13 protein-coding genes and 1 tRNA gene are annotated in these 13,224 nt (G+C 65.7%); 2 read left to right on the top strand and 12 right to left on the bottom strand.

Annotated elements, in window-relative coordinates:
- Positions 1-80: 80 nt before the first annotated feature.
- From ABS761_RS11300 to ABS761_RS11290, 3 genes are all read right to left on the bottom strand, one after another.
- Positions 81-1,352: an MFS transporter gene (locus ABS761_RS11300; protein ID WP_350408423.1), complete on the bottom strand. Its 1,272-nt coding sequence runs from the start codon at positions 1,350-1,352 to the stop codon at positions 81-83.
- A 361-nt stretch (positions 1,353-1,713) separates the two neighbouring features.
- On the bottom strand, positions 1,714-2,409 hold the full coding sequence (locus ABS761_RS11295) for a DUF899 domain-containing protein (RefSeq protein WP_350408421.1): 696 nt from the start codon (positions 2,407-2,409) through the stop codon (positions 1,714-1,716).
- A gap of 11 nt (positions 2,410-2,420) precedes the next feature.
- A complete protein-coding gene (locus ABS761_RS11290; RefSeq protein WP_350408420.1) occupies positions 2,421-2,690 on the bottom strand; it encodes a hypothetical protein in 270 nt (89 codons plus the stop codon).
- Positions 2,691-2,798: 108 nt separating this feature from the next.
- Between ABS761_RS11290 and ABS761_RS11285 the strand changes: the two genes are divergently transcribed.
- Together ABS761_RS11285 and ABS761_RS11280 are read left to right on the top strand one after the other, a co-directional pair.
- Positions 2,799-4,019 carry a winged helix-turn-helix domain-containing protein gene (locus ABS761_RS11285; protein WP_350408419.1) on the top strand — a complete coding sequence of 407 codons (1,221 nt, stop codon included), beginning with the start codon at positions 2,799-2,801 and terminating at the stop codon, positions 4,017-4,019.
- A 10-nt stretch (positions 4,020-4,029) separates the two neighbouring features.
- Positions 4,030-4,668 (top strand): Vgb family protein, encoded by a 639-nt coding sequence (locus ABS761_RS11280; protein ID WP_350408526.1) that lies wholly within the window; start codon positions 4,030-4,032, stop codon positions 4,666-4,668.
- 66 nt (positions 4,669-4,734) lie between these two features.
- Here the strand turns inward: ABS761_RS11280 and ABS761_RS11275 are convergent.
- From ABS761_RS11275 to ABS761_RS11235, 9 genes are all read right to left on the bottom strand, one after another.
- Positions 4,735-4,811, bottom strand: a tRNA-Pro gene (locus ABS761_RS11275).
- 60 nt (positions 4,812-4,871) lie between these two features.
- A complete protein-coding gene (locus ABS761_RS11270) occupies positions 4,872-6,722 on the bottom strand; it encodes a GGDEF domain-containing protein (RefSeq protein ID WP_350408418.1) in 1,851 nt (616 codons plus the stop codon).
- 169 nt (positions 6,723-6,891) lie between these two features.
- Positions 6,892-7,452, bottom strand: a complete 561-nt coding sequence (gene sufT / locus ABS761_RS11265; protein WP_350408417.1) for a putative Fe-S cluster assembly protein SufT — start codon at positions 7,450-7,452, stop codon at positions 6,892-6,894.
- Positions 7,453-7,462: 10 nt separating this feature from the next.
- Entirely contained in the window at positions 7,463-7,915 is a 453-nt protein-coding gene (gene sufU / locus ABS761_RS11260; RefSeq protein WP_350408416.1) for a Fe-S cluster assembly sulfur transfer protein SufU, read from the bottom strand.
- Positions 7,916-7,919: 4 nt separating this feature from the next.
- Complete coding sequence (locus ABS761_RS11255; protein ID WP_350408415.1) at positions 7,920-9,161, bottom strand: cysteine desulfurase; 1,242 nt, start codon at positions 9,159-9,161, stop codon at positions 7,920-7,922.
- The gene (gene sufD / locus ABS761_RS11250; RefSeq protein WP_350408414.1) at positions 9,158-10,468 is read right to left on the bottom strand and encodes a Fe-S cluster assembly protein SufD; all 1,311 of its coding nucleotides are present in this window, start codon (positions 10,466-10,468) and stop codon (positions 9,158-9,160) included. Before sufD ends, ABS761_RS11255 begins: the two co-directional genes overlap by 4 nt.
- Positions 10,465-11,241 carry a Fe-S cluster assembly ATPase SufC gene (gene sufC, locus ABS761_RS11245; RefSeq protein ID WP_350408413.1) on the bottom strand — a complete coding sequence of 259 codons (777 nt, stop codon included), beginning with the start codon at positions 11,239-11,241 and terminating at the stop codon, positions 10,465-10,467. Before sufC ends, sufD begins: the two co-directional genes overlap by 4 nt.
- Before the next feature lie 11 nt (positions 11,242-11,252).
- On the bottom strand, positions 11,253-12,701 hold the full coding sequence (gene sufB / locus ABS761_RS11240) for a Fe-S cluster assembly protein SufB (RefSeq protein ID WP_350408412.1): 1,449 nt from the start codon (positions 12,699-12,701) through the stop codon (positions 11,253-11,255).
- A complete protein-coding gene (locus tag ABS761_RS11235) occupies positions 12,698-13,180 on the bottom strand; it encodes an SUF system Fe-S cluster assembly regulator (RefSeq protein WP_350408411.1) in 483 nt (160 codons plus the stop codon). Before ABS761_RS11235 ends, sufB begins: the two co-directional genes overlap by 4 nt.
- Positions 13,181-13,224 lie beyond the last annotated feature (44 nt).

Below are 13,224 nucleotides of genomic sequence, written 5' to 3'. Positions count from 1 at the left end.
GGGGCGTCGAACGGACCGCCCGTCGCGCGTTCCGCTGGCCCGCGGCAAGGCCGGCGGTGCCACACCCCCGCAAGCAGCGTTCACGCCGCCGCCCGTAGCATTCCGCCCGGACGGGCGCGCATCAGCAGGAAAATCACGATCACGGCGTTGAGTGCGTTCCAGGCAATGCCGTTGATGAACGCCGCGCGATACGACAGCGACCAATCGTAGATCGCGCCCGACAGCCAGCCCCCGAGCGCCATGCCCAGCAGCGTGGCCATCAGGACAGTGCCCATGCGCACGCCGGTGCCCTCGCGGGGAAAATATTCGCGCACGATCACGGCATAGGCCGGAACGATGCCGCCCTGGAACAGGCCGAACAGCGCCGACACCACGTACAGCGACAGCAAGCCCTGATTGAGCAGGTATAGCCACAGTGCCAGGCCTTGCAGCAAGGATCCCAGCAGCAGCGTGCGCAAACCCCCGATGCGGTCGGACAGCCACCCCGAAGCGAGCCGGCTGATGATCCCCATGCCCAGCATCAGCGACAGCATGTTCGCGCCGTTGGCCGCGCCATAACCCAGATCGCTGCAATAGGCCACGATCTGAACCTGGGGCATGGCCATCGCCACGCAGCATCCCACCCCCGCGACGCACAACAGCGCCAGCAGCGTGTTCGGCGACAAGCCCAGCGGCCGATTCAGATCCCCGGCGCCAAGGCGCGGCGCTCGGGCGGCCGCAGGCACCACGCCCGGCAGCGGCAGTTCCGTGGACGGGGCGCGACGCCGCAGACACACTGCGAGCGGCAGCAGGCTGACCACGCAGAACACCCCGATGCCCGCATAAGTCTGGCGCCAACCGACCATCTCAACGAAATACTGCATCACCGGCGGCCAGACCGCCCCGGCGAGATAGTTGCCGCTCATGCAGATCGCCACCGCGATGCCGCGCCGACGGGTGAACCAATGCGAGGCGTCGGCCACCAGCGGCGCAAATGTCGCCGATGACCCCAACAGGCCGATCATCACCCCATGCACCAGATTGAAGGTGCCGATACCGCCGGCCATGCCGGCGAGGACAAAACCCGCGCCCAGGCCCAGGGCGCTGATCACCAAGGGGATGAAGACCCCGAAACGATCCGACAGCCGGCCCATGAGGATGCCCCCGATGCCGAACCCGATCATCGTCACGGCATAGGGCAGCGATGCCCCCGAGCGATCCACCCCGAAATCCGCCTGGATCGACGGCAGCACGATGCTGGCGGCGTACATGCCCACATTGCCGATCGTGACCGCCGCCAGCGTGACCAGCAGGCGCATCCAGGCATAATTCGATTCGACGCCGCTATCAGGCGGGCCCGCGCGAAGGGTCATGATACGTACGGACCCGATGGCCCGAAGCGATGGTCCAAAGCTGGACATTGTGGCCCGCGCACCCGCAAAGCGCAATCCACGCCGACGTCCATGCCCGTATTCCCGAGGGCGCGCGACGGCTCGGATCCGGCTCCGCTGCCGCGGCATCCCCAAAGGCGGCGCCCCTACCCCGCTGCGCGGATATCGGCCAGGATGCGGCAGAAGACATCGGCCGGTAGCGAGGTACGATCCGGTGCCGGCGCCTCGCCGGTCTCATGCTGAATATCCAGGCCCCGAGTGATTGGATAAGGCGACACCGCGCCAATCGTCGGATAGGTATGTAATGTTGATGGTTCCGCGCACCGCAGCGCCCCCTCTCTGGTCAATATTCATCGTGCAAGCGCACCCAGCTCATGACGCCATCGGCCTCGTTGCGGCCCGCGGGCGTCAGGTCGAGCCAATTGAACGCCCCCAACAGCAGCTCGATCCCCCGATGATAGGTCGAATAGCTGTGGAAGACCTCGCCCACCTCGTTCTTGACAAAGATACTGACCCCGAACATATCCGCGCTATTGCGAATCGTCGTCAGGCCATAGTTGTAGGCTGCGCGGCCGTGGGCGCGGTCCACCTCGGTGAACGACACATCGAAATCATAGTTGAAATCGCCCTCGCCAGAAGACACCCACGGAAAGGTCCAGCCCATCCGGCGCTTGGCCTCCTCGATCTGCCGGATCGGTGCGCGGGACACCGCCGCGAAGGACAAGTCGGCGTGCTCGAAATGCCGCCTAGCGGCATCGACATGATCCATGGTGTACGAACAACCGGGACACAGATGCCCTGACCCCGGCGTCAGCATGAAGTGATAGATTGCGAGCTGGCGGCGGCCCTCGAACAAATCGCCGAGCGAGCAGGCGCCCCCGGGCCCATCGAAGACGTAAGGCTTTTCGATCCGGACCCAGGGCAGTCCGCGACGCTCCGTGCGCAGCGCATCGAGCGCATGGGTCATGGCGCGTTCCTTGGAGAAAAGCGCCTGGCGGGCCAGCAGCCATTCTTGGCGTGAAACGACGGGATGGTCCATTGCATTCTCCTTCAATGATCGTTGGATACGCGCCCGATGGAGGCAAACAGCCCCAGCCAGGGCGGCAGGTGAAAAAAGCTCATCAGCAGATACATCACGGTCATGGCACCGAACCGCGAGACCTCCTGCTGCGGCAGGCAGAGCATCAGCGTGGGATCGGCCGCCGCGACCAGCGCCATGAGCGCAAAAGCGGGGGCGGCAGCATAGGCGAGCCAGTCGGCCCCGATGCGTGCCCACCCCGCTCGCCGGTATGCCATGCCTGTGGTCGTGGACGTTGCCATTTCCCACCTCCCGGTCTATGGTTGAAATTCCCTGATTCCACAGGGCCGAGTGGACATGGTAAGTCGAGTCAAACGCCGGGCGAGAGTGACAAATATGGCGGGATTCCGATGGATCCGCTGATCACATTCGCCGCGCGCGCGCTCGCGGCGGGCGATCCGCTGGCCGCGCTGACACACATCGCATTGCGCGGCGATCCATCGGCCCTTGCACTGCGCGGGATCGCGATGGCGCAACTCGGCGACCTGGTCCGCGCCCGGGTGTTGCTGCGTGACGCGCAACGTGCCTTTGCACCACACGATAGGGCGGCCCGGGCACGATGCGCCGTCGCCACCGCCGAGATCGCGCTGGTCTCACGCGATCTCGGCGGACTCGCGCAAATGCTGGACGAAGCGCGGACCGCACTTGAAGCCCACGGCGATGCCGTGAACGCCGCGCATGCGGGCTACCTCGACGCTCGGCGGCTCCTATTGATCGGACGCCTGGCCGAGGCCGAACGGATCATCGGCACGCTCGATACCGAGGCCCTGCCATATACCTCGAAAGCCGGATACTGGCTGGTGGCGGCCGGCATTGCGATGCGGCGCATCCAAGCGGGCCCAGCGCGCACGGCGCTCGAAAGGGCCTATCAGGCGGCTTGCGGGACGGGCATCCCGGCGCTGGTCGCCGAGGTCGAGCGCGCGATACACCTCTTTGCGGCGCCCGCGGCGCACCAGATCGGGCCCGAGGGCCAGCAACCGCTCACTCTCGCCGAGGTCGAGACCCTCCTCGCCTCCGATGCCCTGGTCATCGACGCCTGCCGCCGCACGGTCCGGGCGGGGACCCTGCTCGTGCCACTGAGCGGCCGCCCGGTGCTGTTCACCCTGGTGCGCACGCTCGCGCAAGCATGGCCCGAGGATGTCGCCCGCGAAACGCTGCTGTGCCGCACGTTCCGGGCGCGGGACCCGGACGAGTCTTATCGTGCGCGGCTGCGGGTGGAGATCGGACGGTTACGCAAGGCGCTGGAGCCGGCGGCGGAACTGTCCGCAACGACGCGGGGTTATCGGCTGACGCCCCGCGGTCCCGGGCCGGTCGTTGTCCTCGTGCCGCCGGTCGAGGGACGGCACGCCGGCCTGCTGGCGCTGCTCGCCGATGGCGAGGCATGGTCGAGCTCGTCGCTGGCCCTGGCGCTCAGCGTCGGCACCCGCAGCGTCCAGCGCGCGCTCGAAGCCCTGTCGCAGGCCGGCGAGGTCGAGTCCTGCGGCCGCGGCCGCGCGTGCCGCTGGATGGCACCGAATGTGCCCGGTTTCCCGACCGACCCTCTGTTTCCCACATTGTCGACACCATCGTAGAATGGCATCCGTGAAGAATTCAAGAGCCGATATCCTCCGCGAGTACGGCCCCTTTCCAGGAGTCGACAGCGTACATGGAGTCAGCTTCGATGGCCGCAAAATCTGGTTTGCGGCCGGCGACCGCCTGCATGCGCTCGACCCCGACAGCGGCAGCATTGTCGATACCCTTGATGTCGCGGCGGACGCGGGCACGGCCTTTGATGGTAAGCATCTGTTCCAGATCGCGGGTACCGTCATTCGAAAAATCGACCCCCTGACCGGCCAGACACTGGGCATGATCCCGGCACCGGGACACGGCGACGCATCCGGGCTCGCCTGGGCCGAAGGCGCGCTCTGGGTCGGCCTGCACCGGGGACACCGGATTTTCCAGGTGGATCCGGACACCGGCTCGGTGCTTCGCAGCATCGAATGCAGCCGCTTCGTCACCGGCGTCACCTGGGTCGACGGCGAGCTCTGGCATGCCACCTGGCAGGATGGAGCCAGCGATATTCGACGCATCGACCCGGCAACGGGGGACGTGCAGGAGCGCATCGAAATGCCGGCAGGAATCGACGTCTCGGGGCTCGAATCAGACGCAGGCGATCGGTTTTTCTGCGGCGGCGGGAATGAAGGAACACTGAAAGCCGTACGCCGAGGCCCGCGCGGCTAAGTTGGGCAAAAAGAACAAGGGCTTACAGACCGAAATCTGTAAGCCCTTGTTTTGACTGCTTTTTCGTGGTCGGGACGGCGGGATTCGAACTCGCGACCCCTTGCACCCCATGCAAGTGCGCTACCAGGCTGCGCTACGCCCCGAAAGACAGGCATTCTAGCACAAAAAATCTAGGCCGCCGCGAGGGTTGAGGCCGGGCCGCCTCAGACGATGCGCGACAGCCGCGCGGCCTTGCGGCGGTCGATAAACAGGGCGTTACCGCCTTGCTTCTTGGCTTGTGCCTTGGCCTCGGTCGCCGCGCGTGCGATCTGGTGGTGCGAATCGTATGCACCCGGTTCGACGCGCACGGCACCCAGCGACAGGCTGGGCAAGGTATAGCACCGGCGATGGCCGACGCGGTCCTCGGCCATATAGCCCTGAGAAAAATCGCCACCCGGACCGCTCGCCCGCATGTGTCCGTCCACTATCCCCGGAAAGTCGGCCAGGACGGCGCGGCAGCGCGCCTCCCAGTCCTCGCTGCGAAACAGAATCAGGAAATCGTCGCCGCCGATGTGTCCGAGAAAATCCCGCTCGGGATCGATGCTGTCTGCAAGGAGGCGGCTGGTGAGCTGGATGATCTCGTCGCCGCGCTGATAGCCGAACACATCGTTGAAGGGCTTGAAATGGTTCAGGTCGGCGTAGCACGCCACAAAGGTCTCCCGCTGGTCCAGCAGGCGCTGGATCCGGCGGCCGATGGGAACGTTGCCCGGCAGTTGGGTCAGTGGGTTGGCGTGCCGCGCCGCAAGGATTTGCAGATCGTTCAGCGCGCGCAGCAGGTCCTGGCTGGTCCCGATGCCGAGATAGCGCCCACTGCTCGTAATGATGAAATCATTGACCAGGCCATAGCCGTCGGCCTGGATCAACTGGCGGCTGAGCGCGGTCAGCGAGGTGTTCATGTCCGCGATCACCGGCTTGTCGTCCATGATCAGCGAGCAGGGTTTGCCGCCAAAGATCTCGCGCTGGTAGGGTTGCGCAAAACGTTCGATGAGCGCGCTGCGCGTGATGACGCCAACCGGGATGCCCTGTTGAACCACTGGAATGGTGTGCCACTGCGGATTGGCATGGAAAAACTCGCTCACCGCGAGGTTTGAAACCGTGGGTTCGACCGAGGGCGCCCGCCGCAGCAGGCGCAGGGCCCGGCCATCATCGGAGGGATCCGCCTCGCCCGGCGAGAGCGGACTCGCGGGTCGGGCCGCGCGTCCGCCCAGCCAGTGCGCGACCTCGGGCGCGAGCGCGCCCGCCGGCGCCGGACCCGGACGCGCGATGTAATAGCCCTGACCGCAACTGATGCCCTGCTCGGCCAGATAGCCCAGTTCGTCCTCGGTCTCGATGCCCTCGGCCACCACCTGGGCTCCGGTGACCCTGGCCATGTCGCACAAGGAGCGGATGAACTGCTGGCGCAGCGGATCGCCATCGATGCCGCGCACGAGACGCCGGTCGGTTTTGATGAACTCTGGTCTGAGATCGAGCCAGCGGCCCAGGCTCGAGCACCCTTCGCCGAGGTCGTCGATCGCGAATCGCAGGCCAATGGCCCGATACCACGCGACGGCCTCGATCAGGTGTCGTCCCTCGGACTCGTCGTGCTGCTCGGTAATCTCGAAAACCACGCAGCGGGGCTCGATCCCGGCCTGCGCGAGCCAGCCCGGGGGCCCGGTGTGGTCGTCCCGCGAGGCGACGAGTGCCACCGGGCTGATGTTGAGGAACAGCTTCCCCGGCAAGCCCAGCGCCGCAAACCGGCGGAGGATCGCTCGGCAGCACGCGAACTCGAGCTCGATTCCTCGACCTGCTGCACGCGCGGCCCGGAATAGAGCCTCGGGCATGTGTAAGGGACTGTCGTCCGGCCCGCGGATCAATCCCTCGTAGCCGAGCAAAGTCGCATGCCGTATCCGCGCGATCGGCTGGAAGACCGGGGTCAGCCTTTCACCGCTCAGGATATCGTCCAGTTGATTGCGTAGAGCAACCGGCGGCACCGCAGAGGCGGCGTTCGGATAGACTTCGTGGGCGGTTCCTGGCATGGAATGCGAAATAGGCAATGGCGGCTCGGTGGCGGCGACTCCGTCCGAGCCTGAGAAATTTCGACACCACTATACAAGTTTTGGATGGCGCGTCAATGACGGCCATCAAACCGGGCCAAGCCCCCCTTGCCTACGCGTCGCCCCGGCGCGCCCGGCCGGGGGCACTGCCTCAGAGCAAGCCGAGCTGCAGGCGCGCCGGCTCGCTGATCATCTCGCGGCTCCAGGGCGGATCCCAGACCAGATCGACGGTCACCTCGTCCACACCCTCGATGTTCAGCAGCTTGTTGCGCGCCTCGTCGGCGATCATGGTGCCCATGCCGCAGCCCGGGGCCGTGAGCGTCATCTCGACTTCGATGCGAAAGCGCTCGGGAGCGCCCGCGGGCAGGATCTTGCACGTATAGACCAGCCCCAGGTTGACGATGTCGACGGGAATCTCGGGATCGTAGCAGGTCGAGAGCATGGTCCAGGCCGCGTCCTCGACGGATTCCGCTGTGGCCGGCCCATCGTGGGTGTGCGTAATGTCCTCGATCGGCTCCAAGCCGAGCGCATCCGCATCCACCCCCTCGATGCGGTACAGATTGCCCTCGACCATGACGGTGAAGGTTCCCCCCAACTGCTGGGTGATGACCGCATCGCAGCCGGCCTCGATGGTCACCGGCGAGCCGTAGGGCACGGTGACCGCCGGCACGTCCCGGCTGACGACGACTTCCTGGCGTGTATAGCTGTTCATGGCATATCCTCTATTCGGTGCGGGCGGTATCTCTGGCAAGCGTGATGGCGTTGTGCAGCGTGTGCCAGGCCAGCGTTGCGCACTTGACGCGCGCGGGGAACTCGCGCACGCCCGACAGCACCTCGAGCTTGCCCAAGTCGCAGTCTGGATGCGCCTCGGTCAGCATGGCATGGACGTCCCGAAACAAGGCCTCGGCCTCGTCGATGCGGCGGCCCCGCACCGCCTCGGTCATCAGCGAAGCCGAGGCGGTCGAGATGGCGCAGCCATGGCCAACGAAGCTGACCTCGTCGATCACGCCGTCGCGCAGACGCGCATAGACGGTGAGTTGATCGCCGCATAGCGGATTGTGGCCGTCCGCGCGATGCGAGGCGTCGGCCATCGCATGAAAATTGCGTGGATTGCGGTTGTGGTCGAAGATGACTTCCTGATAAAGCTCGCGCAGGCCATCGTATTGCTCGTCCATGGGCTCAGACTCCGAACAGTTTCTGAGCCTTGCGCACACCGGCCACCAGGGCGTCGACGTCCTGGCTGCTGTTGTACAGGGCGAACGAGGCGCGAGCGGTCCCGGGAATGCCAAAATGCGTCATCAGGGGCATGGCGCAGTGATGACCCGCGCGAATGGCCACCCCCTCGGTATCGAGGATCGTCCCCAAGTCGTGGGGATGGATGCCCTCGACCAGAAAGGACAGGATTCCCGCTTTGTGCGGCGCGGTTCCGACGATCCGAATACCCGGCAATGCCGTCATGCGCTCGGTGGCCTCGGCCAGCAGGGCCGCTTCGTGGGCGGCGACGCGCCCCAGGCCGACTCCACGCAGGTACTCGATCGCCGCGCCCATCACAATGGCACCACCGATATTGGGCGTGCCCGCCTCAAAGCGCTGCGGGCCGTCCGCATAGGTTGTGCCCTCGAAGCTGACCGTACGAATCATGTCGCCGCCGCCCTGCCAGGGCGGCAGATCCGCCAGGATCCCGGCGCGCACGTAAAGCGCGCCGATACCGGTCGGGCCATAGAGCTTGTGGCCCGAGAAAGCATAGAAGTCACAATCCAGGGCCTGGACGTCGACCGCTTGGTGAGCAACGGCCTGAGCGCCGTCGATCAGCACCCGCGCGCCGACCCCGCGGGCCAGGCGCACGACCTCCTCGACGGGGTTGACGGTGCCCAGCGCATTGGAGACATGGGCCAGGGCCACCAGCCGCGTACGCGGGCCGAGCAGCGCCTTGAAATCGGCCATATCGAGCTCGCCCGAGTCGGTGACCGCCGCGGCGCGCAGCACGGCGCCGCTGCGCTCGCACAGCAGTTGCCAGGGGACGATGTTGGAATGGTGCTCCAGGCCCGTGACCAGGATTTCGTCCCCCGCCCGCAGGCGCTGGCCCCAGGTCTGGGCCACCAGATTGATCGATTCCGTGGTGCCGCGGGTAAAAATGATTTCCTGGCTGTCGGCCGCATTCAACAGTGTGCGCACCTGTTCGCGAGCCTGCTCGTACAGGTCGGTGGCGTGCTGCGACAGCCAATGCACGCCCCGATGGATGTTGGCGTTCGAATGCGCATAGAACGCATCCATGGCGTCGATGACCGCCTGCGGTTTTTGCGTGGTCGCGCCGTTGTCCAGGTAGGCAAGCCGGCGGCCGCGCACCGGTTGCGCGAGGATGGGGAAATCGCCGGCCAGATCCAGCAGGCCGGATGCGAGGGCGGGTTGCGGTGCGTTCATGCGGCCACCTCGGTGGCGATGTCGCCCGGCAGGATCGCCCGCACCGCCCGCTCGACGCGTCGCCGCAGAGGCTCGGCCTCGATGCGGGCGACGCTGGCCGCCGCAAACGCATAGATCAGAATGTCACGGGCGCGCGCCTCATCCAACCCGCGCGAGCGCAAGTAGAACAGGCTGTCGGCATCGATCTGCCCGACCGTCGCGCCGTGCGCGCACTTGACATCGTCAGCATAGATCTCGAGCTCGGGCCGGGAATCGGACTTGGCCAGGCGCGACAGCAGCAGGCTGTCGTTGCGCTGGACCGCATCGGTGCCGTCCGCGCCAGGCGCAACGAGAATGCGGCCACTGAATACGCCATGCGAGGTGTCGGCCATGATGCCGCGATAAGATTCGTGGCTCACGCAGCGCGGCTGCGCGTGACCGATCAAGGTGTGGTGATCGACATGGCGGCGCTTGTCCACGTAGTACAGGCCGTTGAGCAGGGTCTCGCCGCGCTGCCCCGTGAAATGGGTCGCAATGTCGTGACGCGCGAGCCGGGCGCCCAGGGACATCGAGTGCGAGGCGAAGTATGACCCCTGGGCCTGGTTGGCCTCGATATCGCCGAGATGCCATGCCTGCTCGGACTCTTGCTGCAACTTGAGGTGAGTGATGCGTGCATCGCGGGCCAGATCCAGGCGGGTGGCCGCGTGGCTGAAGTTCGCGGCCCCCGGCACGCCGACGTAATGCTCGACCACGGTGGCCTGCGCCGCGTCATCGGCGATCACCACGTGCCGCAAAAACTGCGAGGCGCGCGGCGACGCCGCCACACAGACCAGGTGCACGGGTTCGGCGAGCACCGCGCCGCGCGGCAGTTTCAGAAAAGCGCCATCGCTGGCCAGGGCCAGGTTCAGCGCCGAGGAACTGGCGCCGTCGCTGGCCTGCCCGAGCACCGGCTGGATATCCTCGGCATGCTCGGCAAGCGCCTCGGACATCGGCTGCAGGACGACGCCCGCGGGCAGGTCGCCGACACGGGACAGGGCCTGATCGAAACGCCCGTCCACAAACACCAGCCAATAACCGCCCTCATCGGCGCGCAGCTCGTTCACCAAACCGGTCACCGGTTGTGCGCCGCCGTCCTCGAAGGACTGCTGGGCCAGCGCCGCGAGCGACGTGTGACGCCAGGCCTCCAGGCGGGTGTGAGGCCAGCCCTCGGCGGCAAAGCGATCCATGGCCCGGCGCCGCAAATCCGCGAGCCAGGGAATCTGTGCGCCGGGCAGTGCGCCCGCGCGGCGGCCGAAGGTCTCGGTCCAGACTTGCAGCTCGGTGCTCATGCGGCCGCTCCTTTAGCCGCCGGGCGCCCCCCCTGGGTCTCGGTCCAGCCGTAGCCGCGTTCCTCGAGCTCAAGGGCGAGTTCGTGCCCGCCCGAGCGCACGATGCGTCCCTGGGCCAGCACGTGCACGTAATCCGGCACGATGTAATCCAGCAGACGCTGATAGTGCGTGATCACGATCATGGCACGCTCGGGCGAACGCAGGCGATTGACACCGTCGGCGACAACCTTGAGGGCATCGATGTCGAGGCCCGAATCGGTTTCGTCGAGGATGGCGAGCTTGGGCTCGAGCAGGGTCATCTGCAGAACCTCGTTGCGTTTCTTTTCACCACCCGAGAACCCTTCGTTGACCGCGCGATACAGGAACTCGTCGCGCATGTCGACCAATTTCATTTCAGCCTTGGCGCGCTTGACGAAATCCATGGCGTCGAGCTCGGGCAGGCCGCGCTGGCGCCGCACGGCGTTGACCGCCGCACGCAGGAAATAGGCGTTGGAGACGCCCGGGATCTCGATTGGATACTGGAAGGCCAGGAAGATACCCGCGCGGGCGCGCTCTTCGATGGGCATGGCCAGCAGGTCCTGGCCCTCGAATTGGACCGAACCTTCGGTGACTTTATAGTCCTCGCGGCCGGCCAGCACCTGCGACAAGGTGCTCTTGCCCGAGCCGTTGGGCCCCATGATGGCGTGCACCTCGCCCGCCTTGACCTCGAGATCCAGGCCGTGGAGGATTGCCTTGTCTTCGACCGAGGCGTGCAGATTCTTGATGTTCAACATGAGTGGGCTCCTTAACCGACGCTGCCTTCCAGACTCACGCCGAGCAGATTCTGCGCTTCGACGGCGAACTCCATGGGCAATTCCTTGAAAACTTCCTTGCAGAAACCGTTGACGATCATCGACACGGCATCCTCGGCCGACAGGCCGCGCTGCATGGCATAGAACAGTTGATCCTCGGCGATGCGCGAGGCCGTGGCCTCGTGCTCGACGCTGGCGCTGGGGTGCTGGACCTCGATGGTCGGGAAAGTGTGCGCGGCGCACTCTTTGCCGATCAACAGCGAGTCGCACTGCGTGTAATTGCGGGCGTTCTCGGCCTTGGGCGTCATGCGCACCAGGCCGCGGAAGGTGTTGCTGCCGTGGCCGGCCGAGATTCCCTTGGAAATGATGGTGCTGCGCGTATTGCGGCCCATGTGGATCATCTTGGTGCCAGTGTCGGCCTGCTGGTAGTGATTGCTGACGGCCACCGAATAGAATTCACCGGTCGAATCGTCGCCCCTCAGGATCACGCTGGGGTATTTCCAGGTGATCGCCGATCCGGTCTCGACCTGGGTCCAGGAGATCCGCGAGCGGGCACCGCGGCAGTCGCCGCGCTTGGTTACAAAGTTGTAGATGCCGCCCACGCCGTTCTCGTCGCCGGGATACCAGTTCTGCACGGTGGAGTACTTGATCCGGGCATCCTCGAGCGCAACCAGCTCTACCACCGCGGCGTGCAACTGGTTTTCGTCGCGCATCGGCGCCGTACAGCCCTCGAGATAACTGACGACCGCGCCCTCGTCGGCAATGATCAGCGTGCGCTCGAACTGCCCCGTGTCGGCCGCGTTGATGCGGAAGTACGTGGACAGCTCCATCGGACAGCGCACACCCTTGGGAATGTAGACAAACGAGCCGTCCGAGAACACGGCCGAGTTGAGCGCGGCGTAGAAATTGTCACCCGGGGGAACGACCGTGCCCATGTACTTCTGAATGAGATCGGGGTGATTGCGCACCGCCTCGGAGAACGAACAGAAGAGCACACCCGCATCGGCAAGCTGCTTGCGGAACGTCGTGGCAACCGACACCGAATCGAACACGGCATCGACGGCGACGCCCGCGAGCCTGGCGCGCTCGTGCAGCGGCACGCCCAGTTTTTCATAGGTGCGCAGCAATTCCGGATCAACCTCGTCCAGGCTCTTGGGGCCGTCCTTTTTGGATTTCGGCGCCGAGTAATAGCTGATGTCCTGGAAATCGGGCTCCTGGAAGTCGACCTTGGCCCACTTGGGCCGGGGCATCTTGAGCCACGCGCGGTAGGCGTTCAGGCGCCATTCCAGCATGAATTCCGGTTCCCGCTTGACCGCCGACAAGCGGCGGATGACGTCCTCGTCCAGACCCTTGGGGAAGGTGACGGATTCGATCTCCGTGACGAAACCCGCCTCGTAATCACGAACGAGAAAGGAATCGAGCTTGTCGTTGACGGTACTCATTTAGGCAGACTCCATGTCGGGGTATTGGCCGCGGTGATGCGCACCCCGACGGGGGTGCGCACAGGATGGATGGGTTCGCCCTGAACCATGTCGGCCACCGACACGCCCTCGAGCGTGCGGCGCACCATGAGGTTGATGCGCTGCCAGTGCGACCGGATGTGACAGGCTTCCTCGACGCTGCACGCACCCGGGAGGGCGGTGCACTCGGTCAGGCCGAAGGGTTGTTCCTCGAGGGCGTCGATGATCTGGGCGATGCTGATGCGCTGGGCGGGTCGGCCCAGCCGGTAGCCGCCATGGGCACCCCGGGTGCTCGCCACCAGGCTGTGCTGAGCCAGCAGCTTGAGGACTTTTCTGACGATCGGCTGGCCCAGGCCCAATGCACCGGCCAGCTCGGCCGCGCTGCACACGTGCGTCGGGTGGGCCGCCATGTGCGTGAGCACGAGGATGCCGTAATCGACGATTTTGCTGATACGCAGCATGGGGGGTCCGGGGGGGTTGAATCGACAGCTAAATAGTACTACTT

Origin of the sequence: Castellaniella sp. GW247-6E4 (assembly GCF_040276065.1) — a bacterium.
Lineage (GTDB): Bacteria > Pseudomonadota > Gammaproteobacteria > Burkholderiales > Burkholderiaceae_B > Castellaniella.
Note: the sequence above shows the minus strand (reverse complement) of the source record. Positions and strands in the feature narration are given on the sequence as shown.

Coding starts and splice junctions, on each gene's coding strand:
- sufT (WP_350408417.1), bottom strand. CDS start 7,452: ATGAACAGCTATACACGCCAGGAAGTCGTCGTCAGCCGGGACGTGCCG.
- sufC (WP_350408413.1), bottom strand. CDS start 11,241: ATGTTGAACATCAAGAATCTGCACGCCTCGGTCGAAGACAAGGCAATC.
- ABS761_RS11290 (WP_350408420.1), bottom strand. CDS start 2,690: ATGGCAACGTCCACGACCACAGGCATGGCATACCGGCGAGCGGGGTGG.
- ABS761_RS11255 (WP_350408415.1), bottom strand. CDS start 9,161: ATGAACGCACCGCAACCCGCCCTCGCATCCGGCCTGCTGGATCTGGCC.
- ABS761_RS11295 (WP_350408421.1), bottom strand. CDS start 2,409: ATGGACCATCCCGTCGTTTCACGCCAAGAATGGCTGCTGGCCCGCCAG.
- sufD (WP_350408414.1), bottom strand. CDS start 10,468: ATGAGCACCGAGCTGCAAGTCTGGACCGAGACCTTCGGCCGCCGCGCG.
- ABS761_RS11300 (WP_350408423.1), bottom strand. CDS start 1,352: ATGACCCTTCGCGCGGGCCCGCCTGATAGCGGCGTCGAATCGAATTAT.
- ABS761_RS11285 (WP_350408419.1), top strand. CDS start 2,799: ATGGATCCGCTGATCACATTCGCCGCGCGCGCGCTCGCGGCGGGCGAT.
- ABS761_RS11235 (WP_350408411.1), bottom strand. CDS start 13,180: ATGCTGCGTATCAGCAAAATCGTCGATTACGGCATCCTCGTGCTCACG.
- ABS761_RS11270 (WP_350408418.1), bottom strand. CDS start 6,722: ATGCCAGGAACCGCCCACGAAGTCTATCCGAACGCCGCCTCTGCGGTG.
- sufB (WP_350408412.1), bottom strand. CDS start 12,701: ATGAGTACCGTCAACGACAAGCTCGATTCCTTTCTCGTTCGTGATTAC.
- sufU (WP_350408416.1), bottom strand. CDS start 7,915: ATGGACGAGCAATACGATGGCCTGCGCGAGCTTTATCAGGAAGTCATC.